Raw genomic sequence first — 22,664 nt, 5'->3', positions numbered from 1 at the left:
CCCCCTTGGCCATCCAGCCATGTGTGTGCAGAGAAGGCTGCAGGGATCAGGCCAAGGCTGTTTCAGGGGAGAAGGTTTTCAAATCAAGCAGTTGTCGGAAAACCGATGGCAGTTGGCCTGCCTCATTCTGCACGACAGTGCTTCAGCGCCGCGGCGTTCTGCACGATTCAGACGCCAAAGCGGCTGCGGTAATCGCTGGGCGCCATGCCGGTGATCTTCTTGAAGATAGCGCGAAAGGCACTGGGGTCCTGGTAACCCACGGTCCAGGCAATATGGTCGATAGTGCCGTTGGTGAACTCAAGCATCTGCCGTGCCTTGCCCACGCGCAGGTGCTGGCAGTATTCGGTGGGTTTCAAGCCGGTGGCGTTGCGAAAACGCCGCAGGAACGTACGCTCTTCCAGGCCCGCCTCCTGAGCCATCGCCGCCACGCACACATCCACCGCACCGCTGGCCTGCAGCCAATGCTGAACCTTGAGGATGGCTGCGTCACCGTGGCCGAGAATGGGCGCGAAGTTACTGCCGCACTGGCTGGCGCTGTCACTGTGCTCGATCACCAGGAAACGCGCCGTGTCGGCCGCGACGCTTGGGCCCATCAGGCGATCGACCAGGCGCAGGCCGAGTTCGGACCAAGCCATCAAACCGGCGGTGGTGATCAGGTCGCCGTCATCGACAATGGGTTTGTTCGCCTCCAGGCGTACGGCCGGGTAGCGGGCCGCGAAGGATTCGGCGGAAGACCAATGGGTGGTGGCGCTACGCCCGTCGAGCAGTCCACTGCGCGCCAGCATGATCGAGCCCACACACACGCCGCCCAACACCGTGCCGGCCGTGTGTTGCCGGCGAAGCCATTCCAGTAGCTCAGGGGGCGCCTGGTCTTCGGTGAACTCACCCATCGACGGCGGTACCAGTACGGCCATCAACGGTTGATCGGGGCCGGGGGCACTGCTGAACACGCGCACGGGTGTGCCGCTCGCCTCCACCTGCCAATGGCTGACCCGCAGCAACGGCAATTGCGCGGACTGGTGCTCGGCGGCGATGCGATTGGCCACGCCGAACAGGTCGGTCAGGCCATGCACGGCCGCCCATTGCGCGCCTTGGTAGATCAACACGCCCAGCTCAACAACGACCATTGTCAGTTTTCCCCCTGTTATTGTCGGTGCAGCCAATCCTAAGTGCAGGCGCCAGCTAACATACTGGGCCCATCAACCCATCACGAGGCAACACACATGGCCAAGCAAGCGCTCATCCTAATCGATATCCAGAACGACTACTTCCCCCAGGGCAAGTGGCCACTCGACGGCGTGGAGGCCGCGGCAGACAAAGCCGCGCAGGTGCTGCATGCTTTTCGCCAGGCCGGCGATGCAGTGATTCATGTGCGTCATGAGTTCACGTCCGATGAAGCGCCGTTCTTCACGCCAGGCTCCGAGGGCGCGCACCTACATAGCAAAGTGCTGAACGAGGGCAATGAGCCGGTGGTGCTCAAGCATTTCGTGAATGCGTTTCGCGAGACCAACCTGCGTGCCTTACTGGAGCAACGCAGCATCACCGAAGTGGTGGTAGTCGGCAGCATGAGCCACATGTGTATTGACGGCGTGGTACGGGCGGCGGCGGACCTGGGTTACAAGGTCACGGTGATTCATGATGCGTGTGCGACGCGGGATCTGGAATTTAATGGCACGGTGATTCCGGCGGCGCAGGTGCATGGGGCTTATATGGCGTCGCTGGCGTTTGGTTATGCGGGCGTGGTGTCGGCGGATGAATACTTGAAGGCGCAAGCGGCGTCTTGACCACCGCTTGCTCAGGGCATATCAGCGAGTCGCGATGATGAACAAGCGCGGGAATGGCAACAGTACGGTGCCATCGGCCAGCGCTGGGTAAGCCTGGGTGATCCGCGCTTTGTATGCCTGAAGAAAAGCGGCTTTTTCGTCGTCGCTCAACGGCGCCAGGAATGGACGTAGGGCTGAGGCCTTGAACCATTCCACCACGGCGCCGTGGTCCGCCAGCGGGTGCTGGTAGGTGGTGCGCCACACATCGACGGTGCTGCAATGTGTGCTCAGCAACTCGTAGTAGTCACTCGCGGTGTGGCGCTCATTGTGTTTGACCGCGCCAATTTTGGCAGACCATGGGCCATCGGCCGCGACTTCGCGGGCGAGACGGTGGGCGGGTTCATCAAGGTTGTCCGGGGTTTGCACCGCCAGCGTACCGCCTTGCGTCAGGTGCTTGACCAAGTGCGGATACAGCGTGGCGTGGTCCGGCAGCCATTGCAGGGACGCGTTGGCCAGGATCACATCGAAGGCTTGCGCGGGGTTCCAGGCACCGATATCCGCCAGCTCGAAGTTCAGCGCGGGCAGGCGTTTACGGGCGTCGACCAGCATGTCGTCGGAGCTGTCCATGCCGGTGACGTGCGCGTGCGGGAAGCGCGCGGCCAGCACCTCCGTGGAGTTGCCGGGACCGCAGCCCAAGTCCACGGCATGGCGCACTTCAGCATTCGGAATGGCCGCGACCAAGTCACGGACAGGACGGGTGCGCTGCTGTTCGAACATCGTGTACTGCTGGGCTGACCAGGTCATCACGGCTTTCCTTGTTTTTGAGGGTGGGCGACAGCCTAATTCTTGCGACCTGCAATGCACAAACGCCAGTGCCTGTTCATGCCGGCGTAAAGAGCATCGTCGCCAATCAAAGGTGAGCAACCTCCAGACGCCGCCCCATCACCTCTCCACGATCAAAGGCCGCTATGGCCTGATCGATTTCCTCCTGACACTCAGGGAAAAATTCAATCACCCACTCACGAATTCTCTCGAGTAAACCTTCGTCTCGCTTTATTTCATTTCTCAAAAACACCGCGTACCCATAGGAAAGGGTTAACACTTCATCTGACGCAAAAAAACGTAACCACTTAACCATCGCCTCCACATCACCACCAAAATTCAACATCAGATCAAGGCACCTGATGAGCTGCGCCGACGCGTTGTGCAACGTGTAATCAGCCATCGTTAAGCACGCCTGACAGTGTTCGCCGGCAATCTCCTCAAGCAATGCGAAGCCACTCTCATTCAATTCCTCGGACTCATCCAGACTAATCGCGCCATGGTTTGCCCGATTGCGCTCGGCCAGCAGAAACCTGATCGTGCCGCTCTCCACTTCAACCACGAAAAGGAAGACAGGCAGTGGCGAAATAGAAAGATAGTTTTCAGTACTTTGCTTGAGTTTCAGGGCTCGTACCTTCTTCCTGGAACCTTTGACTTGAACCTTGAAGAGGATCCCAGTCGCATGACCACGCTCGCTGAATACTTCAACCTCGCCGTCGATGCCATAGTCTTTATCTTTTTCCAGACGGCGATAAATCCAGCCCCTCGCCGTGATAGCCCGTTCTACCAGAGACTCAGCCAGAGTCCCTATGACGTGAGAAGCTGGACGTTTAGGTAATGCCCTCATTGCTAACTATCCCCCTCCAAAAGTGGCTTACACCATGCGGCCCCTGCTGAGGTCTACAGCGTGGCCAGCCATGTGATCTTTACTTTCTCGCAGGCAAAGAAAAAGCCCCGGATGCTTATGCACCGGGGCTTTCAGGGTAAAACTCTACATCAAGTCTCTGAGCCGTATCCTAGAACGGGATATCGTCATCAAAGCTGTCGAAATCCGGAGCCGGTTGCGGAGCGGCCTGTTGTGGCGCTGGACGCGACTCACGCTGTGGCTGCTGGCTTGGCTGTGGACGCGACTGCTGTGGACGCGGTGCCGAGTTGGACATGCCACCCTGGCCCTGTTGGTCGCCCTGTGGACGGCCGCCCAGCAGTTGCATGGTGCCTTGCATGTCGACCACGATTTCGGTGGTGTAACGCTTGATGCCGTCTTTTTCCCACTCGCGGGTTTGCAGTTTGCCTTCGATGTAGACCTGCGAACCTTTACGCAGGTATTCACCGGCGATCTCTGCAACCTTGCCGAACATCGACACACGGTGCCATTCGGTTTTCTCGACCTTCTGGCCGCTCTGCTTGTCGGTCCACTGCTCGCTGGTCGCCAGACTCAGGTTGGTCACGGCGTTACCGTTAGGCAAGTAGCGAACTTCGGGATCCTGGCCGCACGTACCGACCAATATGACTTTGTTAACCCCACGGGCCATAACGTTCTCCTAGGCTGGGCGCGCTGTCGGCACTGGGTTGACCAGTTGCTCGAGCGTCGCGCGATCCAATAATTCGGTGTCCAATTTGATGTAAATGGCCGCCTCTTCTGCGACCACAACTGCATCTGTTACCCCTACGACGGCCTTCAGGCGCTCTACCAGGCCGCTTTCACGGATCGCCTCAGGCGATAGCGGCAGACGCAGACTTGTGACGTAGGGAGGTTCGCGCATGGTAACAGCAAAGGCGAGCCAAAGTGCAGCCAGCCCGGCGCATCCGAGGAAGACAACCGACAAACCGCCATGCTGGAACATCCAGCCCCCCATGATGCCGCCCAGTGCCGAACCCAGGAACTGGCTGGTGGAATACACCCCCATGGCCGTGCCTTTGCCGCCCGCCGGTGAAACCTTACTGATCAGCGAAGGCAATGACGCCTCCAGCAGGTTGAACGCGGTGAAGAACACCACCGTGCCGATGACCAGCGCCCGCAGGCTGTCGCCGAACTGCCAGAAGAATAGCTCAGTGAGCATCAGGGTCGCGACGGCGCCGAGCAGAACTCGTTTCATTTTGCGTTTTTTCTCGCCATAGATGATGAACGGGATCATGGCGAAGAACGAAATCAGCAGCGCTGTGAGGTAGACCCACCAGTGCTGTTCCTTGGGCAGGCCGGCTTTTTCCACCAGTGCCAGGGGCAGCGCTACAAAGCTGCACATCAGCATCGCGTGCAACACGAAGATACCTAAATCCAGGCGCAACAGGTCGGGATGCTTGAGCGTCGGCAACAGTGCCTTGCGGGCCACGCCCGACTCACGGTGCTGCAACGTACCGGTGGAACGCGGCACCATAAAGGCCACGATCACAATACCGAACAGCGCCATGCCGCCGGTGGCCAGGAACAGCCCGTGCAGGCCGAACGCGCGGGTCAGCAATGGGCCGACCACCATGGCTACGGCAAATGACAGGCCGATGGTCATGCCGATCATGGCCATGGCTTTGGTGCGATGTTGTTCGCGAGTCAGGTCCGACAACAGCGCCATGACCGCTGCGGAGATCGCGCCGGCGCCTTGCAGGATACGACCGGCGATCACGCCCCAGATCGAATCCGATTGGGCTGCGAGCACACTGCCGAGGGCAAACACGATCAGCCCCAGGTAGATCACCGGGCGGCGGCCAATGCGGTCGGAAATGATCCCGAACGGAATCTGAAAAATCGCCTGGGTCAGGCCATAGGCGCCAATCGCCAGGCCGATCAATGCGGGGGTCGCGCCTGCGAGATCCATTCCATAGGTCGCCAGCACCGGCAACACCATAAACATGCCCAGCATACGGAAGGCGAACACCAGGGCCAGACCGCTTGCCGCTCGGGTCTCGCCGCTACTCATGCGTTCGCTGTGGGGATCGTGCATGGAAAAACCTCGTGTGAACCGGCGGCGATTCTACCAGTCCCATCGATTGAGAGGGTATATGCGGCGCTTTGCCGCGCAGCTTTCATCTAAGGCTGCAAGCGGCCTTTTGACAGTGTATATTCATCCAGTCTTTAGCCGTATACTCCGGCATTATTTACGCCCGCCGTGCGAGGCCATCTTGGACAAGATCCTGATTCGTGGGGCTAGAACCCACAACCTGAAGAATATCGACCTGACCCTACCCCGGGACAAACTGATCGTCATCACCGGCTTGTCCGGCTCCGGCAAATCGTCCCTGGCGTTCGACACGCTGTATGCCGAAGGCCAACGTCGCTATGTGGAATCGCTGTCGGCCTACGCCCGCCAGTTTCTGTCGATGATGGAAAAACCCGACGTCGACACCATTGAAGGCCTGTCGCCGGCGATCTCCATCGAGCAGAAGTCGACTTCCCATAACCCGCGCTCCACCGTGGGCACCATTACCGAGATCTATGACTACCTGCGCCTGCTGTATGCACGCGTAGGTATCCCGCGTTGCCCCGATCATGACATTCCCCTGGAAGCCCAGACCGTCAGCCAGATGGTGGACCTGGTGCTGGCCCAGCCGGAAGGCGCCAAGCTGATGCTGCTGGCACCGGTGATCCGTGAGCGCAAGGGCGAACACCTTTCCGTCTTCGAAGAGCTGCGTGCGCAAGGTTTTGTGCGCGCGCGGATCAACGGCAAGCTGTATGAGCTGGACGAAGCGCCGAAACTCGACAAACAGAAGAAACACTCGATTGATGTGGTCGTCGACCGCTTCAAAGTGCGCGCCGACCTGCAGCAGCGCCTGGCGGAATCTTTCGAAACCGCGTTGAAGCTGGCCGACGGCATTGCCCTGGTGGCGCCGATGGATGACGAGCCGGGCGAAGAGATCATCTTCTCCGCGCGCTTTGCCTGCCCTATCTGCGGCCACGCCATCAGCGAGCTGGAACCCAAGCTGTTTTCCTTCAACAACCCGGCTGGCGCCTGCCCGACCTGTGATGGCCTGGGGGTGAAGCAATTCTTTGACATCAAGCGCCTGGTCAACGGTGACCTGACGCTGGCGGAGGGGGCGATTCGCGGCTGGGACAGGCGCAACGTCTATTACTTCCAGATGCTTGGGTCGTTGGCGTCGCACTATAAATTCAGCCTGGAAGTGCCCTTCAACCAACTGCCGGCGGACCAGCAGAAGGTCATTCTCCACGGCAGCGGTTCACAGAATGTCGACTTCAAGTACCTGAACGACCGTGGCGATATCGTCAAGCGCTCACACCCGTTCGAAGGTATCGTGCCGAACCTCGAGCGTCGGTACCGTGAGACCGAGTCGGCGAGCGTACGCGAAGAGTTGGCGAAATTCCTCAGCACCCAGCCTTGCCCGGATTGCCGCGGTACTCGCCTGCGCCGTGAAGCCCGGCATGTGTGGGTGGGCGAAAAAACCTTGCCGGCGGTGACCAACCTGCCGATTGGTGATGCCTGCGAGTACTTTGGTGTGCTCAAGCTGACCGGTCGCCGCGGGGAAATCGCCGATAAGATTCTCAAGGAAATCCGCGAACGGCTACAGTTCCTGGTCAACGTTGGCCTGGATTACCTGTCGCTGGATCGCAGTGCCGATACCTTGTCCGGCGGTGAAGCCCAGCGGATTCGCCTGGCCAGCCAGATTGGTGCTGGCCTTGTGGGCGTCTTGTACATCCTTGATGAACCGTCGATCGGCCTGCATCAGCGTGACAATGATCGCCTGCTGGGCACGTTGAAACACCTGCGGGATATCGGCAACACGGTAATTGTGGTCGAGCACGATGAAGACGCGATCCGCCTGGCAGATTACGTCGTCGACATTGGCCCGGGCGCTGGCGTGCATGGCGGCCATATTGTCGCCGAGGGCACGCCCGCCGAAGTCATGGCTCATCCGGATTCGCTGACCGGCAAATACCTTTCCGGCCGTGTGAAGATCGCAGTGCCTGCAAAACGTACACCGCGCAACAAGAAGCTGGCGCTGCACCTCAAGGGCGCGCGTGGCAACAACTTGCGCAATGTGGACCTGGAGATTCCACTGGGTCTGCTGACCTGCGTGACCGGTGTTTCCGGCTCGGGCAAATCGACGCTGATCAACAACACGCTGTTCCCCTTGAGTGCCACCGCCCTGAATGGCGCGACAACCCTGGAAGCGGCAGCCCACGACAGCATCAAAGGCCTGGAACACCTGGATAAGGTGGTCGATATCGATCAGAGCCCGATTGGCCGCACGCCGCGCTCCAACCCGGCGACCTACACCGGGTTGTTCACGCCTATTCGTGAGCTGTTTGCTGGCGTGCCGGAATCCCGCTCAAGGGGTTACGGGCCTGGCAGGTTCTCGTTCAACGTCAAAGGCGGTCGCTGTGAAGCCTGCCAGGGCGATGGCTTGATCAAGGTGGAGATGCACTTCCTGCCGGACATCTACGTGCCGTGCGATGTATGCAAGAGCAAGCGCTACAACCGCGAAACCCTGGAGATCAAGTACAAGGGCAAGAGCATCCACGAAACCTTAGAAATGACCATCGAGGAAGCACGGGTGTTCTTTGATGCGGTCCCGGCGTTGGCGCGCAAGCTGCAGACACTGATGGACGTGGGTTTGTCGTATATCAAGCTGGGCCAATCGGCGACCACGCTGTCGGGTGGTGAGGCGCAGCGGGTGAAGCTGTCTCGCGAGCTGTCCAAGCGCGATACCGGTAAGACCCTGTATATCCTCGATGAGCCGACCACCGGCCTGCACTTCGCGGATATCCAGCAACTGCTGGACGTGTTGCACCGCCTGCGCGACCACGGCAATACCGTGGTGGTGATCGAGCACAACCTTGATGTGATCAAGACCGCGGATTGGTTGGTCGACCTGGGGCCGGAAGGCGGCTCCAAGGGTGGCCAGATCATCGCCGTTGGCACACCGGAGCAGGTCTCCGAAATGCCACAGTCGCACACCGGTTACTACTTGAAACCGTTGTTAGCACGCGACCGGGCCTGAGTTATTCAGGCCCAATAAAAAGCCCCTGTCACTGCAAAGTGACAGGGGCTTTTTTATAGCCGGAATCAGAACTGCGATTGCAGGTAATTCTCCAGGCCCACCAGCTTGATCAGGCCCAGCTGCTTTTCAAGCCAGTAGGTATGATCTTCTTCGGTGTCATTCAACTGCACCCGCAGAATTTCCCGAGTGACATAGTCGTTGTGCTGCTCACAGAGCTCGATGCCCTTGCAGAGCGCGGCACGGACCTTGTACTCGAGGCGCAGGTCGGCAGCGAGCATGTCAGGTACCGTGGTGCCCACATCCAGATCATCGGGACGCATACGCGGCGTGCCTTCGAGCATGAGGATACGGCGCATCAGTGCGTCGGCGTGCTGTGCCTCTTCTTCCATCTCGTGGTTGATACGCTCGTAGAGCTCGGTAAAGCCCCAGTCTTCGTACATGCGCGAGTGGATGAAATATTGGTCACGAGCAGCCAGTTCGCCCGTCAGCAACGTGTTGAGGTAATCGATTACGTCGGGGTGACCTTGCATCGCCCTACATCTCCCTGCTTGAAAGTCTGTAGTTTGAACCATGATGACTTGAAGGTCACGGGACCAACGGCAGAAAAGTGAACATTTCCGGAGAAAAGTAGCTGAAATAACGCAAAAACCGCCCAAATGAGGGCGGTTCTGCTTATCGTTTAGAGTTAGTTAAGCGATACACCCAGTGCAGATGCGACCCCTTCTCCATAAGCAGGATCTGCCTTGAAGAAGTACTGCAACTGACGCTGAACAACGTCGCTGGAAACGCCCGCCATGGCGCCGGCAATGTTGTTGATCAGCAGGGCTTTCTGCTCATCATTCATCAAGCGGAACAACGCACCGGCGTGGCTGTAGTAATCGCTGTCTTCGCGATGATCATAACGATCCGCCGAGCCACTCAGTGCCAATGCCGGCTCGGCATACTGCGGAGCCTGCTTCGGTGCATCGGCGTAGCTATTTGGCTCGTAGTTTGGAGCCGCACCGCCATTGCTGCCGAATGCCATCGAACCATCACGCTGGTAGCTGTTAACCGGGCTGCGTGGCGCGTTCACCGGCAGGTGCTGGTGGTTGGTGCCGACACGGTAGCGGTGGGCATCAGCGTAAGCGAACACACGACCTTGCAGCATGCGGTCCGGCGACAAACCAACACCCGGAACCATGTTGCTTGGACCGAAAGCAGCCTGCTCAACCTCAGCGAAGTAGTTAAGCGGGTTACGGTTCAGCTCCAGCTCACCGACTTCGATCAATGGGAACTCTTTCTGCGACCAGGTCTTGGTCACGTCGAAAGGGTTCTCGTAGTGAGCGCTGGCCTGGGCTTCAGTCATGATCTGGATGCACACACGCCATTTCGGGAAATCACCGCGTTCGATAGCGCCAAACAGATCGCGTTGGGCGTAATCAGGGTCGGTACCGGCCAAGCGTGCAGCGTCAGCAGGCGACAGGTTCTTGATGCCTTGCTTGGTCTTGTAGTGCCATTTGACCCAGTGACGCTCGCCCTTGGCGTTGATCAGGCTGTAGGTGTGGCTACCGAAGCCGTGCATGTGGCGGTAGCCGTCCGGGATACCACGGTCCGAAAACAGGATGGTGACCTGGTGCAACGCCTCAGGGGAGTGCGACCAGAAGTCCCACATCATCTGCGCACTTTTCAGGTTGCTTTGTGGCAGGCGCTTTTGGGTGTGGATGAAGTCAGGAAACTTCAATGGGTCACGAATGAAGAACACAGGGGTGTTGTTACCCACGATGTCCCAGTTGCCCTCTTCGGTATAGAACTTCAGGGCGAAACCACGAGGGTCACGCTCGGTGTCAGCCGAACCGCGCTCACCGCCCACGGTGGAAAACCGCAGGAACGTCGGCGTTTGTTTGCCGATGGACTCAAACAGCTTGGCGCTGGTGTATTGCGTGATGTCTTGTGTGACCGTGAAGGTCCCATAGGCGCCCGAGCCCTTGGCATGTACGCGACGCTCAGGAATGTTTTCACGGTTGAAGTGGGCAAGCTTCTCGATCAGGTGAAAATCGTCGAGCAGCAACGGGCCGCGCGGGCCGGCGGAACGGGAATTCTGATTGTCCGCAACGGGAGCTCCGCTGGCGGTAGTAAGGATTTTATTCTGGCTCATGCTCAATTTCCCTCAGGTCGGACTTGGAACTGCCGGCTAATCGGCTTGGAGGGAGTATTGATCATCAATATGACGCCTACAAATTCATTAAATTTTAGTCACCGATAGAAAATAACTACCAATATCCCCAGGCCTAATAGTGCCGAGCATAGCTCGAGCAAGCTTGTACAAATCGCGCTTTTATTACGCGCACAAAAAACCGGGCACTAGGCCCGGTTCTTCGTTACAGCTTGTCGTCTTACTCGGCGCTTACAGCTTCGCCGGCAGTAGCACGATCAACCAACTCGACGTACGCCATAGGCGCGTTGTCGCCAGCGCGGAAACCGCACTTGAGGATGCGCAGGTAGCCACCCTCACGGGTAGCGTAACGCTTGCCCAGGTCGTTGAAGAGCTTACCAACGATAGCTTTCGAACGAGTACGGTCGAAAGCCAGACGGCGGTTAGCCAGGCTGTCTGTCTTGGCCAAAGTGATCAGCGGCTCAGCAACGCGACGCAGTTCTTTAGCTTTCGGCAGTGTAGTTTTGATCAGCTCGTGCTCGAACAGCGACACCGCCATGTTTTGGAACATGGCCTTGCGGTGCGAGCTGGTACGGCTCAGGTGACGACCACTTTTACGATGACGCATGGTTCATTCCTTACCAAACTCACGTTCGGTGATTACGACGATCAGGCAGTCGCCTTGTCGTCCTTCTTAAGACTTGCAGGCGGCCAGTTGTCGAGGCGCATGCCGAGGGACAGACCGCGGGAGGCCAGAACGTCCTTGATTTCAGTCAAGGATTTCTTGCCCAGGTTCGGAGTCTTCAACAGTTCTACTTCGGTACGCTGAATCAGGTCACCGATGTAGTAAATGTTTTCCGCCTTAAGGCAGTTAGCCGAACGTACAGTCAGTTCCAGATCGTCAACCGGGCGAAGCAGGATCGGATCGATCTCGTCTTCCTGCTCGATTACCACTGGTTCGCTGTCACCTTTGAGGTCGACGAACGCAGCCAACTGCTGTTGCAGGATGGTTGCAGCGCGACGGATAGCCTCTTCAGGGTCCAGAGTACCGTTGGTTTCCAGATCAATAACCAGCTTGTCCAGGTTAGTACGCTGCTCGACACGGGCGTTTTCCACCACGTATGCGATACGGCGAACCGGGCTGAACGAAGAGTCAAGCTGCAAGCGACCAATGCTGCGGCTTTCGTCTTCATCGCTCTGACGCGAGTCGGCCGGTTCATAACCACGACCACGAGCTACGGTGAGCTTCATGTTCAGGGCGCCGTTAGACGCCAGGTTAGCGATTACGTGATCGGGGTTAACGATCTCGACATCATGATCCAGCTGAATATCGGCAGCGGTAACCACCCCCGAACCCTTCTTCGACAAGGTCAGCGTAACTTCGTCACGGCCGTGCAGCTTGATAGCCAGACCTTTAAGGTTCAACAGGATTTCAATTACGTCTTCCTGTACACCTTCGATGGCGCTGTACTCGTGGAGCACACCGTCAATCTCGGCCTCGACTACTGCACAGCCGGGCATTGAGGACAACAGGATGCGGCGCAGCGCGTTGCCCAGGGTGTGGCCAAAACCACGCTCGAGAGGCTCGAGAGTAATTTTGGCGCGGGTTGGACTGACAACCTGCACATCAATGTGGCGGGGTGTCAGGAACTCATTTACCGAAATCTGCATGGATGCACCTATTTTCTAGCCCTTACTTGGAGTAGAGCTCGACAATCAGGCTTTCGTTGATGTCGGCGGACAGATCACTGCGAGCAGGAACGTTCTTGAAAACGCCCGACTTCTTCTCAGTGTCTACTTCTACCCATTCTACGCGGCCACGTTGGGCACACAGATCGAGAGCTTGGACAATGCGAAGTTGGTTTTTTGCTTTCTCGCGGACTGCGACCACGTCACCAGCACGAACCTGGTAGGACGGAACGTTTACGGTCTGACCGTTAACGCTGATCGATTTGTGCGATACCAGCTGACGGGATTCGGCACGAGTCGAACCAAAGCCCATACGGTATACAACGTTGTCCAGACGGCATTCGAGCAGTTGCAGCAGGTTTTCACCGGTTGCACCTTTCTTGCCAGCAGCTTCTTTGTAGTAGCCGCTGAACTGACGCTCGAGAACGCCGTAGATACGACGGACCTTCTGCTTTTCACGCAGTTGGGTGCCGTAATCGGACTGGCGACCGCGGCGTTGGCCGTGGATACCAGGTGCTGCTTCAATGTTGCACTTCGATTCGATCGCGCGCACGCCGCTCTTCAAGAAGAGATCGGTGCCTTCACGACGAGCGAGTTTGCATTTTGGACCAATGTAACGAGCCATTCTTTACAATCTCCTGGATTACACGCGGCGCTTCTTCGGCGGACGGCACCCGTTGTGCGGGATTGGCGTCACGTCGGTGATGCTGGCGATCTTATAGCCACAGCCGTTCAAAGCACGGACAGCAGACTCACGACCTGGACCTGGACCTTTGACGTTAACGTCGAGGTTTTTCAGGCCGTATTCCAGCGCAGCTTGACCAGCACGTTCAGCAGCTACTTGAGCAGCAAACGGGGTGGACTTGCGGGAACCGCGGAAACCCGAACCACCGGAGGTAGCCCAAGAAAGCGCGTTACCTTGACGGTCGGTGATGGTCACGATGGTGTTGTTAAAAGATGCATGGATGTGGGCGATGCCATCAACCACTGTCTTTTTAACTTTTTTACGAGGACGAGCAGCAGGTTTTGCCATGATAATTTTCCTGTCGATTCGCGTGGGCGATTACTTGCGGATCGGCTTACGCGGACCTTTACGGGTACGCGCGTTAGTCTTGGTACGCTGACCGCGCACTGGAAGACCACGACGATGACGCAGACCACGGTAGCAACCGAGGTCCATCAAACGCTTGATTTTCATGTTGATTTCGCGACGCAGGTCACCTTCAGTGGTGAACTTCGCCACTTCGCCACGCAACAGCTCAATCTGCTCGTCGCTCAGATCTTTGATCTTTGCGGCTGGGTTTACCCCAGTATCTGCGCAAATTTTCTGCGCAGTAGTGCGACCAACACCATAGATGTAGGTCAGCGAGATAACAGTGTGCTTGTTATCTGGAATGTTAACGCCTGCAATACGGGCCATTCAGTGGGACTCCAATTGACAGCTACCTACGCCCCGGAAGCCAAGAAATAGGGCGCGAGATAATATCGCTGTAATAACAAATAATCAACCCGGCAGCGCACTAGCTGCCGGGCTTCAAGCGGATCACACTCAGCCTTGGCGCTGTTTGTGACGCGGTTCCGCGCTGCAAATTACTCGAACAACACCTTCGCGGCGAATAATCTTGCAGTTACGGCACAGCTTTTTCACCGATGCACGAACTTTCATCACCAACTCCTCGAACCTTATGGGGTACTCAGCGCAACATGCCGCTGCCGTAGCCCTTCAGGTTGGCTTTCTTCATCAGGGATTCGTACTGGTGCGAAACGAGGTGCGATTGTACTTGGGACATGAAGTCCATCACAACCACGACCACGATCAGCAACGAGGTCCCGCCAAGGTAGAACGGAACGTTTGCTGCAACCACCAGGAACTGGGGAAGCAAGCACACGGCCGTCATATATAGAGCACCGAACAGGGTCAAACGAGTCAGAACGCCATCAATGTAGCGCGCAGACTGCTCACCTGGACGGATGCCCGGAATAAAGGCACCGGACTTCTTCAGGTTTTCCGCTACGTCTTTCGGATTGAACATCAACGCCGTATAGAAGAAGCAGAAGAAAATAATCCCTGCACTAAACAGCAGAATATTCAACGGCTGACCAGGAGCGATCGACTGAGAGAGGTCCTGCAGCCAGCCCATATTTTCAGACTGACCAAACCAGGTACCCAACGAAGCCGGAAACAGCAAAATGCTGCTCGCGAAAATTGCCGGAATAACACCGGCCATATTCACTTTCAGCGGCAAGTGGCTGGTCTGCGCAGCAAAGACCTTACGGCCCTGCTGACGCTTGGCGTAGTGAACAGCAATACGACGCTGGCCACGCTCAATGAACACCACAAAACCGATAATCGCTACTGCCAGCAAACCGATGGCAACCAGGGCGAAAATATTGATATCACCCTGACGCGCAGACTCGAAAGACTGCCCGATTGCTCTCGGAAGACCGGCGACGATACCTGCGAAAATCAACATCGAGATACCGTTACCAACACCACGCTCAGTAATCTGCTCACCCAGCCACATCATGAACATCGCACCAGCCACAAACGTGGATACCGCGACGAAATGGAAGCCAAAGTCACCAGTGAACGCAACACCCTGCCCCGCCAAGCCAACGGACATGCCGATAGCTTGAACCAGGGCGAGGATGACAGTGCCGTAGCGGGTGTACTGGCTAATCTTGCGACGGCCAGCTTCACCTTCCTTCTTCAACTGCTCCAGCTGCGGGCTGACGGCGGTCATCAGTTGCATGATGATCGATGCCGAGATGTACGGCATGATCCCCAGTGCAAAGATGCTCATCCGTTCCAGCGCGCCGCCGGAAAACATGTTGAACAAGCTAAGAATGGTCCCCTCATTCTGTCGAAACAGGTCTGCGAGTCGGTCCGGGTTGATACCTGGAACCGGGATGTGTGCGCCTATTCGGTAGACGATAATCGCCAGGAACAGAAAACGCAGACGAGCCCAAAGTTCAGACATACCGCCTTTGCCGAGCGCTGAGAGAGCACCTTGCTTAGCCATTTATTCCTCGAACTTGCCGCCAGCTGCTTCGATAGCCGAACGCGCACCTTTGGTGGCGCCGATTCCCTTGCCGATAGTGACAGCGCGAGTCACTTCACCGGACAGCATGATTTTCACACGCTGTACGTTGACGTTGATCACGTTGGCATCTTTCAGGGTCTGCACAGTAACGATGTCGCCTTCCACTTTAGCCAGCTCGGACAGACGCACTTCTGCGCGATCCATAGCTTTCAGGGATACGAAACCGAACTTAGGCAGGCGACGATGCAGCGGCTGTTGACCGCCTTCAAAGCCTGGAGCGATGGTGCCACCGGAGCGGGAGGTTTGACCTTTGTGGCCACGGCCACCAGTCTTACCCAAACCGCTACCGATACCACGGCCCGGACGATGCTTTTCGCGACGGGAACCCGGCGCTGGACTCAGATCATTGAGTTTCATCGATTAACCCTCTACACGCAGCATGTAGTAAGCCTTGTTGATCATCCCGCGATTCTCGGGAGTATCCTGGACTTCTACAGTGTGACCGATGCGACGCAGACCCAAACCTTTAACGCACAGTTTGTGGTTAGGGATGCGGCCGGTCATGCTTTTGATCAGCGTTACTTTAACGGTAGCCATGATCAGAAGATCTCCTTGACAGTCAGACCACGCTTGGCAGCGATGGACTCAGGAGATTGCATAGCTTTCAAACCTTTGAAAGTGGCGTGAACCACGTTTACCGGGTTAGTCGAGCCGTAGCACTTGGCCAGAACGTTCTGAACACCAGCCACTTCGAGGACAGCACGCATAGCGCCGCCAGCGATGATACCGGTACCCTCAGAAGCAGGCTGCATGTACACCTTGGAAGCGCCATGGGCGGATTTCATTGCGTACTGCAGAGTGGTGCCGTTCAGATCAACTTGGATCATGTTGCGACGAGCAGCTTCCATTGCCTTCTGGATCGCAGCAGGCACTTCACGTGACTTGCCACGGCCGAAGCCAACACGCCCTTTACCATCACCTACCACGGTCAACGCGGTGAAAGTGAAGATACGGCCGCCTTTAACGGTTTTGGCTACGCGGTTAACTTGAACCAGCTTCTCAATGTAGCCTTCGTCGCGCTTTTGGTCGTTATTTGACATAACTTAGAACTCCAGCCCAGCTTCACGAGCAGCATCAGCCAGCGCTTTCACGCGACCGTGGTACTTGAAGCCAGAGCGGTCGAAAGCCACTTGCGAGACGCCGGCGGCCTTAGCACGCGTAGCGACCAGCTGGCCAACCTTTGTGGCCGCGTCGATGTTGCCAGTGGCACCATCACGCAGTTCTTTATCCAAAGTCGAGGCGCTTGCCAGGACTTTGTTGCCGTCGGCCGAGATGACCTGGGCGTAGATGTGCTGCGACGAGCGATACACGCAGAGACGCACGACTTCGAGTTCGTGCATTTTCAGGCGTGCTTTGCGAGCGCGACGCAGTCGAGTAACTTTTTTGTCGGTCATTTGCTATGCCCTACTTCTTCTTGGCTTCTTTACGACGGACGACTTCGTCCGCGTAGCGCACACCTTTGCCTTTGTACGGCTCTGGTGGACGGAAGTCGCGGATCTCAGCGGCCACCTGACCTACCAGCTGCTTATCGATGCCCTTGATCAGGATATCGGTTTGGCTAGGGGTCTCAGCGGTGATGCCTTCCGGCAGTTCGTAATCCACTGGGTGCGAGAAGCCAAGGGCCAGGTTCAAAACCGTGCCTTTTGCTTGCGCTTTGTAACCAACACCGACCAGCTGGAGCTTACGCTCGAAGCCTTGGCTTACGCCTTGGACCATGTTGTTTACCAACGCACGCGTGGTACCGGCCATTGCGCGAGTTTGTTGATCGCCATTGCGAGCAGCGAAACGCAGCTCACCAGCTTCTTCAACGATCTCAACGGACGAATGGATGTTCAGTTCAAGAGTACCCTTGGCACCCTTCACCGAAAGCTGTTGGCCTGCGAATTTGACTTCGACACCGGCTGGCAGCTTAACGGGGTTCTTAGCGACGCGTGACATGCTTATCCCCCCTTAGAACACAGTGCAAAGAACTTCGCCGCCGACACCGGCAGCGCGCGCAGCACGATCCGTCATCACACCTTTGTTGGTGGAGACGATAGACACACCCAGACCGCCACGAACTTTCGGCAGATCTTCGGCGGACTTGTACTGACGCAGGCCTGGACGGCTAACGCGCTTCACTTCCTCGATGACCGAACGGCCTTCGAAGTACTTCAGCTCGATGGACAGCAGTGGCTTGGTTTCGCTGCTGATCTGATAACCCGCAATGTAGCCTTCGTCTTTCAGGACTTTGGCAACAGCTACCTTCAACTTGGAAGATGGCATGCTTACGACGGACTTTTCAGCCATCTGGGCATTACGGATACGAGTTAGCATGTCCGCTAACGGGTCCTGCATACTCATGGGCTAGACGCTCCTAATACAAAAAAATTAGCCTTGCGGCTACATATGTCGCCGAGAATCTCCGAGCGTAAAAAACACGGGCTCAGGCGAGCCGCGTATTTTAGACACACTACGGAAATGAAACAAGCCCCAAAAGGGGCTTGTTCCAGATTCAAGGTCACCGGCGGTCAGTATCTTGCGACTCAGACCACCCGGACGTTGAAAGTACTTACCAGCTGGCTTTAACCAGACCTGGTACGTCACCACGCATTGCCGCTTCACGCAGTTTGTTACGGCCGAGGCCGAACTTGCGGTAAACGCCGTGTGGACGACCGGTCAGGCGGCAGCGGTTACGCATGCGCGAAGCGCTTGCGTCACGTGGCTGCTTCTGCAGGGCAACTGTAGCTTCCCAACGCGCTTCTGGACTTGCGTTCAGATCAACGATGATTGCTTTCAGTGCTGCACGCTTCTTGGCGTACTTGGCAACCGTGAGCTGACGCTTCAGCTCGCGGTTTTTCATGCTCATCTTGGCCATGGTCCTACTCCAATCAGTTGCGGAACGGGAATTTGAAAGCACGCAGCAGGGCGCGACCTTCATCATCGTTCTTGGCAGTGGTGGTCAGGGTGATGTCCAGACCGCGGAGAGCATCGATCTTGTCGTAGTCGATTTCCGGGAAGATGATCTGCTCTTTCACGCCCATGCTGTAGTTACCACGACCATCGAAGGACTTGGCATTCAGGCCGCGGAAGTCGCGAACCCGAGGCAGGGAGATCGACAGCAGACGATCCAGGAATTCGTACATACGCTCACGGCGCAGAGTCACTTTGACGCCGATCGGCCAACCTTCACGGACTTTAAAGCCAGCGATGGATTTCCGAGCGTAAGTCACAACGACTTTTTGACCGGTGATCTTTTCCAGGTCAGCTACAGCGTGTTCGATGACTTTTTTGTCGCCGACCGCTTCGCCAAGACCCATGTTCAGGGTGATTTTGGTAACGCGTGGAACTTCCATCACGTTCGAAAGCTTAAGTTCTTCCTTAAGTTTCGGTGCGATTTCTTTCCAGTAAATCTCTTTTAGTCGTGCCATGGTCTTCTACCTAGCAGTGTTCAAGCATCAACCGCTTTTTGGGTCGACTTGAAGACACGAATTTTCTTGCCATCTTCTACTTTGAAACCAACGCGGTCAGCCTTGTTGGTTTCGCCGTTGAAAATGGCGACGTTAGAAGCGTCCAGTGGAGCTTCTTTTTCGACGATACCGCCTTGTACGCCCGACATCGGGTTAGGCTTGGTATGACGCTTAACCAGGTTCAGACCACCGATAACCAGACGGTTATTAGCGAGAACCTTAAGCACCTTACCGCGCTTACCTTTGTCTTTGCCGGCGATCACGATGATCTCGTCGTCACGACGAATCTTTTGCATGTCGGATCTCCTTACAGCACTTCTGGGGCGAGCGAGACGATCTTCATGAACTTCTCAGTACGAAGTTCACGGGTCACTGGCCCAAAGATACGGGTGCCGATCGGCTCTTGCTTGTTGTTCAGAAGAACAGCAGCGTTGCCATCAAAGCGGATAATGGAGCCATCAGCACGGCGTACGCCGTGACGAGTGCGGACTACAACAGCAGTCATCACTTGGCCTTTTTTCACTTTACCGCGAGGAATTGCTTCCTTCACGGTAACTTTGATGATGTCACCGATACCAGCGTAACGACGATGGGAGCCACCCAGCACCTTGATGCACATAACGCGGCGAGCGCCGCTGTTATCGGCCACATCGAGCATGGATTGAGTCTGAATCATATAATTTCTCCGACCCCTAGTCCTTAGACTTCCACAGCGCGTTCGAGAACATCAACCAGCGCCCAAGACTTGGTCTTGGCCAGCGGACGAGTTTCACGAATAGTGACTTTGTCGCCGATGTGGCACTGGTTGGTTTCGTCGTGCGCGTGCAGCTTAGTCGAACGCTTAACATATTTACCGTAGATCGGGTGCTTAACGCGACGCTCGATCAAAACGGTGATGGTTTTGTCCATCTTGTCGCTGACAACACGGCCAGTCAGCGTACGGACAGTCTTTTCGGCTTCAGCCATGATCACTTACCTGCCTGCTGGTTGAGCACAGTCTTCACGCGAGCAATGTCACGCTTAACTTGCGAGAGCAGATGAGACTGCCCCAACTGGCCAGTTGCTTTCTGCATACGCAGATTGAACTGGTCGCGCAGCAGGCCGAGCAGTTGCTCGTTCAGCTGCTGTGCGGATTTTTCACGAAGTTCATTCGCTTTCATCACATCACCGTCCGTTTAACAAAGGAGGTGGCGAGCGGCAGCTTTGCAGCAGCCAGGGCGAAAGCCTCACGCGCCAGCTCTTCAGAAACACCCTCGATTTCATACAGGACTTTACCTGGCTGAATCTGGGCTACCCAGTATTCCACGTTACCCTTACCTTTACCCATCCGAACCTCGAGAGGTTTTTTGGAAATCGGCTTGTCCGGGAATACACGGATCCAGATCTTGCCGCCACGTTTTACGTGACGGGTCAGAGCACGACGCGCTGACTCGATCTGACGAGCGGTGAGACGACCACGAGCTACAGACTTCAGCGCGAACTCGCCGAAGCTGACTTTGCTACCGCGCTGAGCCAGACCACGGTTGTGGCCTGTCATCTGCTTGCGGAACTTCGTACGCTTAGGTTGCAACATTTGGCGTACCCCTTACTTAGCAGCTTTTTTACGAGGCGCTGGTGCTTGTGGTTTCAGTTCTTCTTGGCGACCACCAATTACTTCGCCTTTGAAGATCCAAACCTTTACACCGATCACACCGTAAGTGGTGTGAGCTTCGTAGTTGGCATAGTCGATGTCGGCACGCAGGGTGTGCAGTGGCACACGACCTTCGCGATACCATTCAGTACGTGCGATTTCAGCACCGCCGAGACGACCGCTCACTTGGATTTTGATGCCTTTGGCACCAATGCGCATGGCGTTCTGTACAGCGCGCTTCATAGCGCGACGGAACATTACGCGACGCTCCAGCTGCTGAGCTACGCTCTGCGCAACCAGCATACCGTCGAGCTCCGGCTTACGGATCTCTTCGATATTGATGTGCACAGGCACACCCATTTGCTTGGTCAGGTCCTGACGCAGTTTCTCAACATCTTCACCTTTCTTCCCGATAACGATACCTGGACGAGCGGTGTGGATGGTGATACGTGCAGTTTGCGCCGGACGATGGATATCGATACGGCTTACGGACGCGCTTTTTAGTTTGTCTTGGAGATACTCACGCACCTTCAGATCAGCGAACAAATAGTCCGCATAAGTCCGACCGTCTGCGTACCAGACGGAGGTGTGCTCCTTGACGATTCCCAGGCGAATGCCAATGGGATGTACTTTCTGACCCATCTCTTCGACTCCGTTACTTGTCAGCAACCTTGACAGTGATATGGCAAGACCGCTTGACGATGCGATCAGCACGGCCTTTGGCACGTGGCATGATGCGCTTCAGCGAACGCCCTTCGTTGACGAAAACGGTGCTGACCTTCAGGTCATCAACGTCTGCGCCTTCGTTATGCTCGGCGTTGGCTACGGCCGACTCCAGCACTTTCTTCATGATCTCGGCGGCTTTCTTACTGCTGAAAGCCAACAGGTTGAGCGCTTCGCCCACCTTCTTCCCGCGGATCTGGTCGGCGACCAAGCGGGCTTTCTGGGCGGAGATTCGAGCGCCCGACAACTTAGCGGCTACTTCCATTTCCTAACCCCTTAACGCTTGGCTTTCTTGTCTGCCACGTGCCCACGATAAGTGCGGGTACCGGCAAACTCGCCTAGTTTGTGGCCGACCATGTCTTCGTTCACGAGAACTGGGACGTGCAAGCGACCGTTGTGTACAGCGATGGTCAAACCGACCATTTGTGGCAGGATCATCGAACGACGCGACCAGGTCTTAACTGGTTTGCGATCGTTCTTTTCCGCCGCCACTTCGATCTTCTTCAGTAGGTGAAGATCAATAAAAGGACCTTTTTTCAGAGAACGTGGCACTGTCGTATCCCTCTATTTACTTGCGACGACGGACGATCATTTTGTCGGTACGCTTATTACCACGAGTCTTCGCGCCCTTAGTCGGGAAGCCCCATGGCGATACCGGATGACGACCACCAGAGGTACGACCTTCACCACCACCGTGTGGGTGGTCAACCGGGTTCATGGCAACACCACGAACGGTTGGGCGAACGCCACGCCAGCGTTTGGCACCAGCTTTACCCAGCGAACGCAGGCTGTGCTCGGAGTTCGAGACTTCGCCCAGGGTCGCGCGGCATTCAGCCAGCACTTTACGCATCTCACCAGAACGCAGACGCAGGGTCACGTAGACACCTTCACGAGCGATCAACTGAGCCGAAGCACCAGCGGAACGAGCGATTTGCGCGCCTTTACCTGGCTTCAATTCGATGCCGTGTACGGTGCTACCAACTGGAATGTTGCGCAGTTGCAGAGCGTTGCCCGGCTTGATCGGCGCCAAGGCACCTGCGATCAGCTGGTCACCAGCACTCACGCCTTTAGGGGCGATGATGTAGCGACGCTCGCCATCTGCGTACAGCAGCAGTGCGATGTGAGCAGTACGGTTTGGATCGTATTCAATACGCTCGACAGTGGCGGAGATGCCATCTTTGTCGTTGCGACGGAAATCGACCAGACGATAATGCTGCTTATGGCCACCACCGATGTGACGAGTGGTAATACGACCATTGTTGTTACGACCACCAGTCTTCGATTTTTTCTCGAGCAGCGGTGCGTGAGGAGCGCCTTTATGCAGCTCCTGGTTGACCACCTTGACCACAAAACGGCGGCCAGGGGAAGTCGGTTTGCATTTAACGATTGCCATGATGCACCCCT

33 protein-coding genes are annotated in these 22,664 nt (G+C 56.5%); 2 read left to right on the top strand and 31 right to left on the bottom strand.

The features are described from left to right. Positions 1-167 precede the first annotated feature (167 nt). Complete coding sequence (locus tag AC3ZU9_RS09295) at positions 168-1,127, bottom strand: GlxA family transcriptional regulator (RefSeq protein ID WP_490090624.1); 960 nt, start codon at positions 1,125-1,127, stop codon at positions 168-170. Positions 1,128-1,223: 96 nt separating this feature from the next. On the opposite strand from AC3ZU9_RS09295, the gene AC3ZU9_RS09290 reads away from it, so the two are divergent. Beyond that, positions 1,224-1,784 carry a cysteine hydrolase family protein gene (locus AC3ZU9_RS09290; RefSeq protein ID WP_015886127.1) on the top strand — a complete coding sequence of 187 codons (561 nt, stop codon included), beginning with the start codon at positions 1,224-1,226 and terminating at the stop codon, positions 1,782-1,784. Positions 1,785-1,805: 21 nt separating this feature from the next. Here the strand turns inward: AC3ZU9_RS09290 and tam are convergent, their stop codons facing one another. The 4 genes from tam to AC3ZU9_RS09270 form a co-directional block, all read right to left on the bottom strand. Then, positions 1,806-2,567, bottom strand: a complete 762-nt coding sequence (gene tam, locus AC3ZU9_RS09285) for a trans-aconitate 2-methyltransferase (RefSeq protein ID WP_122810784.1) — start codon at positions 2,565-2,567, stop codon at positions 1,806-1,808. A gap of 106 nt (positions 2,568-2,673) precedes the next feature. Next, entirely contained in the window at positions 2,674-3,432 is a 759-nt protein-coding gene (locus AC3ZU9_RS09280) for a DUF4365 domain-containing protein (RefSeq protein ID WP_490090623.1), read from the bottom strand. A gap of 169 nt (positions 3,433-3,601) precedes the next feature. After that, positions 3,602-4,117: a single-stranded DNA-binding protein gene (locus tag AC3ZU9_RS09275; RefSeq protein WP_015886130.1), complete on the bottom strand. Its 516-nt coding sequence runs from the start codon at positions 4,115-4,117 to the stop codon at positions 3,602-3,604. A 9-nt stretch (positions 4,118-4,126) separates the two neighbouring features. Beyond that, positions 4,127-5,521: an MFS transporter gene (locus AC3ZU9_RS09270; protein ID WP_015886131.1), complete on the bottom strand. Its 1,395-nt coding sequence runs from the start codon at positions 5,519-5,521 to the stop codon at positions 4,127-4,129. 178 nt (positions 5,522-5,699) lie between these two features. Here AC3ZU9_RS09270 and uvrA point away from each other — a divergent pair, with 178 nt between their 5' ends. Beyond that, positions 5,700-8,534, top strand: a complete 2,835-nt coding sequence (gene uvrA / locus AC3ZU9_RS09265) for an excinuclease ABC subunit UvrA (protein ID WP_015886132.1) — start codon at positions 5,700-5,702, stop codon at positions 8,532-8,534. A 65-nt stretch (positions 8,535-8,599) separates the two neighbouring features. Here uvrA and bfr read toward each other — a convergent pair whose 3' ends face one another. From bfr to rplB, 26 genes are all read right to left on the bottom strand, one after another. Further along, the gene (gene bfr / locus AC3ZU9_RS09260) at positions 8,600-9,064 is read right to left on the bottom strand and encodes a bacterioferritin (RefSeq protein WP_015886133.1); all 465 of its coding nucleotides are present in this window, start codon (positions 9,062-9,064) and stop codon (positions 8,600-8,602) included. A 155-nt stretch (positions 9,065-9,219) separates the two neighbouring features. Beyond that, complete coding sequence (locus AC3ZU9_RS09255; protein WP_046035682.1) at positions 9,220-10,668, bottom strand: catalase; 1,449 nt, start codon at positions 10,666-10,668, stop codon at positions 9,220-9,222. Positions 10,669-10,906: 238 nt separating this feature from the next. Beyond that, complete coding sequence (gene rplQ / locus AC3ZU9_RS09250) at positions 10,907-11,293, bottom strand: 50S ribosomal protein L17 (protein ID WP_003176402.1); 387 nt, start codon at positions 11,291-11,293, stop codon at positions 10,907-10,909. Positions 11,294-11,334: 41 nt separating this feature from the next. Further along, positions 11,335-12,336: a DNA-directed RNA polymerase subunit alpha gene (locus tag AC3ZU9_RS09245; RefSeq protein WP_003176403.1), complete on the bottom strand. Its 1,002-nt coding sequence runs from the start codon at positions 12,334-12,336 to the stop codon at positions 11,335-11,337. Positions 12,337-12,358: 22 nt separating this feature from the next. Then, positions 12,359-12,979 carry a 30S ribosomal protein S4 gene (rpsD, locus tag AC3ZU9_RS09240; protein WP_003176404.1) on the bottom strand — a complete coding sequence of 207 codons (621 nt, stop codon included), beginning with the start codon at positions 12,977-12,979 and terminating at the stop codon, positions 12,359-12,361. Between the two features lie 18 nt (positions 12,980-12,997). Beyond that, positions 12,998-13,387, bottom strand: coding sequence for a 30S ribosomal protein S11 (gene rpsK, locus AC3ZU9_RS09235; RefSeq protein ID WP_002555466.1), 390 nt, complete (start codon positions 13,385-13,387; stop codon positions 12,998-13,000). A 30-nt stretch (positions 13,388-13,417) separates the two neighbouring features. Next, positions 13,418-13,774, bottom strand: coding sequence for a 30S ribosomal protein S13 (rpsM, locus tag AC3ZU9_RS09230; RefSeq protein ID WP_003210063.1), 357 nt, complete (start codon positions 13,772-13,774; stop codon positions 13,418-13,420). 129 nt (positions 13,775-13,903) lie between these two features. Then, entirely contained in the window at positions 13,904-14,020 is a 117-nt protein-coding gene (gene rpmJ / locus AC3ZU9_RS09225; RefSeq protein WP_002555468.1) for a 50S ribosomal protein L36, read from the bottom strand. A gap of 28 nt (positions 14,021-14,048) precedes the next feature. Beyond that, positions 14,049-15,377 (bottom strand): preprotein translocase subunit SecY, encoded by a 1,329-nt coding sequence (gene secY / locus AC3ZU9_RS09220; RefSeq protein WP_003176406.1) that lies wholly within the window; start codon positions 15,375-15,377, stop codon positions 14,049-14,051. Next, positions 15,378-15,815 (bottom strand): 50S ribosomal protein L15, encoded by a 438-nt coding sequence (gene rplO / locus AC3ZU9_RS09215; protein ID WP_003176407.1) that lies wholly within the window; start codon positions 15,813-15,815, stop codon positions 15,378-15,380. Between the two features lie 3 nt (positions 15,816-15,818). Continuing rightward, entirely contained in the window at positions 15,819-15,995 is a 177-nt protein-coding gene (rpmD, locus tag AC3ZU9_RS09210) for a 50S ribosomal protein L30 (protein WP_003176408.1), read from the bottom strand. Positions 15,996-15,997: 2 nt separating this feature from the next. Further along, entirely contained in the window at positions 15,998-16,498 is a 501-nt protein-coding gene (rpsE, locus tag AC3ZU9_RS09205; RefSeq protein ID WP_003176409.1) for a 30S ribosomal protein S5, read from the bottom strand. 3 nt (positions 16,499-16,501) lie between these two features. Then, complete coding sequence (rplR, locus tag AC3ZU9_RS09200; protein ID WP_015886135.1) at positions 16,502-16,852, bottom strand: 50S ribosomal protein L18; 351 nt, start codon at positions 16,850-16,852, stop codon at positions 16,502-16,504. 10 nt (positions 16,853-16,862) lie between these two features. Continuing rightward, a complete protein-coding gene (gene rplF / locus AC3ZU9_RS09195; protein WP_003176412.1) occupies positions 16,863-17,396 on the bottom strand; it encodes a 50S ribosomal protein L6 in 534 nt (177 codons plus the stop codon). 12 nt (positions 17,397-17,408) lie between these two features. Beyond that, on the bottom strand, positions 17,409-17,801 hold the full coding sequence (gene rpsH / locus AC3ZU9_RS09190; protein ID WP_010566853.1) for a 30S ribosomal protein S8: 393 nt from the start codon (positions 17,799-17,801) through the stop codon (positions 17,409-17,411). A gap of 208 nt (positions 17,802-18,009) precedes the next feature. Then, on the bottom strand, positions 18,010-18,315 hold the full coding sequence (gene rpsN / locus AC3ZU9_RS09185; RefSeq protein WP_003176414.1) for a 30S ribosomal protein S14: 306 nt from the start codon (positions 18,313-18,315) through the stop codon (positions 18,010-18,012). A gap of 13 nt (positions 18,316-18,328) precedes the next feature. Continuing rightward, positions 18,329-18,868, bottom strand: a complete 540-nt coding sequence (gene rplE / locus AC3ZU9_RS09180; RefSeq protein WP_003176415.1) for a 50S ribosomal protein L5 — start codon at positions 18,866-18,868, stop codon at positions 18,329-18,331. Positions 18,869-18,888: 20 nt separating this feature from the next. Beyond that, complete coding sequence (gene rplX, locus AC3ZU9_RS09175) at positions 18,889-19,203, bottom strand: 50S ribosomal protein L24 (protein WP_003176416.1); 315 nt, start codon at positions 19,201-19,203, stop codon at positions 18,889-18,891. A gap of 11 nt (positions 19,204-19,214) precedes the next feature. Then, entirely contained in the window at positions 19,215-19,583 is a 369-nt protein-coding gene (gene rplN, locus AC3ZU9_RS09170; protein ID WP_002555479.1) for a 50S ribosomal protein L14, read from the bottom strand. Positions 19,584-19,606: 23 nt separating this feature from the next. Then, a complete protein-coding gene (gene rpsQ / locus AC3ZU9_RS09165) occupies positions 19,607-19,873 on the bottom strand; it encodes a 30S ribosomal protein S17 (RefSeq protein ID WP_003176419.1) in 267 nt (88 codons plus the stop codon). Positions 19,874-19,875: 2 nt separating this feature from the next. Continuing rightward, on the bottom strand, positions 19,876-20,067 hold the full coding sequence (rpmC, locus tag AC3ZU9_RS09160) for a 50S ribosomal protein L29 (RefSeq protein WP_002555481.1): 192 nt from the start codon (positions 20,065-20,067) through the stop codon (positions 19,876-19,878). Next, positions 20,067-20,480: a 50S ribosomal protein L16 gene (gene rplP / locus AC3ZU9_RS09155; RefSeq protein ID WP_003176421.1), complete on the bottom strand. Its 414-nt coding sequence runs from the start codon at positions 20,478-20,480 to the stop codon at positions 20,067-20,069. Before rplP ends, rpmC begins: the two co-directional genes overlap by 1 nt. 12 nt (positions 20,481-20,492) lie before the next feature. Further along, positions 20,493-21,179 (bottom strand): 30S ribosomal protein S3, encoded by a 687-nt coding sequence (gene rpsC / locus AC3ZU9_RS09150; RefSeq protein ID WP_003176422.1) that lies wholly within the window; start codon positions 21,177-21,179, stop codon positions 20,493-20,495. A gap of 13 nt (positions 21,180-21,192) precedes the next feature. Further along, complete coding sequence (gene rplV, locus AC3ZU9_RS09145) at positions 21,193-21,525, bottom strand: 50S ribosomal protein L22 (RefSeq protein WP_003103908.1); 333 nt, start codon at positions 21,523-21,525, stop codon at positions 21,193-21,195. An 11-nt stretch (positions 21,526-21,536) separates the two neighbouring features. Further along, positions 21,537-21,812, bottom strand: coding sequence for a 30S ribosomal protein S19 (rpsS, locus tag AC3ZU9_RS09140; protein ID WP_003232420.1), 276 nt, complete (start codon positions 21,810-21,812; stop codon positions 21,537-21,539). Positions 21,813-21,828: 16 nt separating this feature from the next. Beyond that, a complete protein-coding gene (rplB, locus tag AC3ZU9_RS09135; protein ID WP_003176423.1) occupies positions 21,829-22,653 on the bottom strand; it encodes a 50S ribosomal protein L2 in 825 nt (274 codons plus the stop codon). Positions 22,654-22,664 lie beyond the last annotated feature (11 nt).

The organism is Pseudomonas sp. A39, from assembly GCF_058145955.1.
This window is presented reverse-complemented; position numbering and strand designations above follow the sequence as displayed.

Coding starts and splice junctions, on each gene's coding strand:
- AC3ZU9_RS09295 (WP_490090624.1), bottom strand. CDS start 1,127: ATGGTCGTTGTTGAGCTGGGCGTGTTGATCTACCAAGGCGCGCAATGG.
- AC3ZU9_RS09290 (WP_015886127.1), top strand. CDS start 1,224: ATGGCCAAGCAAGCGCTCATCCTAATCGATATCCAGAACGACTACTTC.
- tam (WP_122810784.1), bottom strand. CDS start 2,567: ATGACCTGGTCAGCCCAGCAGTACACGATGTTCGAACAGCAGCGCACC.
- AC3ZU9_RS09280 (WP_490090623.1), bottom strand. CDS start 3,432: ATGAGGGCATTACCTAAACGTCCAGCTTCTCACGTCATAGGGACTCTG.
- AC3ZU9_RS09275 (WP_015886130.1), bottom strand. CDS start 4,117: ATGGCCCGTGGGGTTAACAAAGTCATATTGGTCGGTACGTGCGGCCAG.
- AC3ZU9_RS09270 (WP_015886131.1), bottom strand. CDS start 5,521: ATGCACGATCCCCACAGCGAACGCATGAGTAGCGGCGAGACCCGAGCG.
- bfr (WP_015886133.1), bottom strand. CDS start 9,064: ATGCAAGGTCACCCCGACGTAATCGATTACCTCAACACGTTGCTGACG.
- AC3ZU9_RS09255 (WP_046035682.1), bottom strand. CDS start 10,668: ATGAGCCAGAATAAAATCCTTACTACCGCCAGCGGAGCTCCCGTTGCG.
- rplQ (WP_003176402.1), bottom strand. CDS start 11,293: ATGCGTCATCGTAAAAGTGGTCGTCACCTGAGCCGTACCAGCTCGCAC.
- AC3ZU9_RS09245 (WP_003176403.1), bottom strand. CDS start 12,336: ATGCAGATTTCGGTAAATGAGTTCCTGACACCCCGCCACATTGATGTG.
- rpsD (WP_003176404.1), bottom strand. CDS start 12,979: ATGGCTCGTTACATTGGTCCAAAATGCAAACTCGCTCGTCGTGAAGGC.
- rpsK (WP_002555466.1), bottom strand. CDS start 13,387: ATGGCAAAACCTGCTGCTCGTCCTCGTAAAAAAGTTAAAAAGACAGTG.
- rpsM (WP_003210063.1), bottom strand. CDS start 13,774: ATGGCCCGTATTGCAGGCGTTAACATTCCAGATAACAAGCACACTGTT.
- rpmJ (WP_002555468.1), bottom strand. CDS start 14,020: ATGAAAGTTCGTGCATCGGTGAAAAAGCTGTGCCGTAACTGCAAGATT.
- secY (WP_003176406.1), bottom strand. CDS start 15,377: ATGGCTAAGCAAGGTGCTCTCTCAGCGCTCGGCAAAGGCGGTATGTCT.
- rplO (WP_003176407.1), bottom strand. CDS start 15,815: ATGAAACTCAATGATCTGAGTCCAGCGCCGGGTTCCCGTCGCGAAAAG.
- rpmD (WP_003176408.1), bottom strand. CDS start 15,995: ATGGCTACCGTTAAAGTAACGCTGATCAAAAGCATGACCGGCCGCATC.
- rpsE (WP_003176409.1), bottom strand. CDS start 16,498: ATGTCAAATAACGACCAAAAGCGCGACGAAGGCTACATTGAGAAGCTG.
- rplR (WP_015886135.1), bottom strand. CDS start 16,852: ATGACCGACAAAAAAGTTACTCGACTGCGTCGCGCTCGCAAAGCACGC.
- rplF (WP_003176412.1), bottom strand. CDS start 17,396: ATGTCACGCGTCGCTAAGAACCCCGTTAAGCTGCCAGCCGGTGTCGAA.
- rpsH (WP_010566853.1), bottom strand. CDS start 17,801: ATGAGTATGCAGGACCCGTTAGCGGACATGCTAACTCGTATCCGTAAT.
- rpsN (WP_003176414.1), bottom strand. CDS start 18,315: ATGGCCAAGATGAGCATGAAAAACCGCGAGCTGAAGCGTCAGCTCACG.
- rplE (WP_003176415.1), bottom strand. CDS start 18,868: ATGGCACGACTAAAAGAGATTTACTGGAAAGAAATCGCACCGAAACTT.
- rplX (WP_003176416.1), bottom strand. CDS start 19,203: ATGCAAAAGATTCGTCGTGACGACGAGATCATCGTGATCGCCGGCAAA.
- rplN (WP_002555479.1), bottom strand. CDS start 19,583: ATGATTCAGACTCAATCCATGCTCGATGTGGCCGATAACAGCGGCGCT.
- rpsQ (WP_003176419.1), bottom strand. CDS start 19,873: ATGGCTGAAGCCGAAAAGACTGTCCGTACGCTGACTGGCCGTGTTGTC.
- rpmC (WP_002555481.1), bottom strand. CDS start 20,067: ATGAAAGCGAATGAACTTCGTGAAAAATCCGCACAGCAGCTGAACGAG.
- rplP (WP_003176421.1), bottom strand. CDS start 20,480: ATGTTGCAACCTAAGCGTACGAAGTTCCGCAAGCAGATGACAGGCCAC.
- rpsC (WP_003176422.1), bottom strand. CDS start 21,179: ATGGGTCAGAAAGTACATCCCATTGGCATTCGCCTGGGAATCGTCAAG.
- rplV (WP_003103908.1), bottom strand. CDS start 21,525: ATGGAAGTAGCCGCTAAGTTGTCGGGCGCTCGAATCTCCGCCCAGAAA.
- rplB (WP_003176423.1), bottom strand. CDS start 22,653: ATGGCAATCGTTAAATGCAAACCGACTTCCCCTGGCCGCCGTTTTGTG.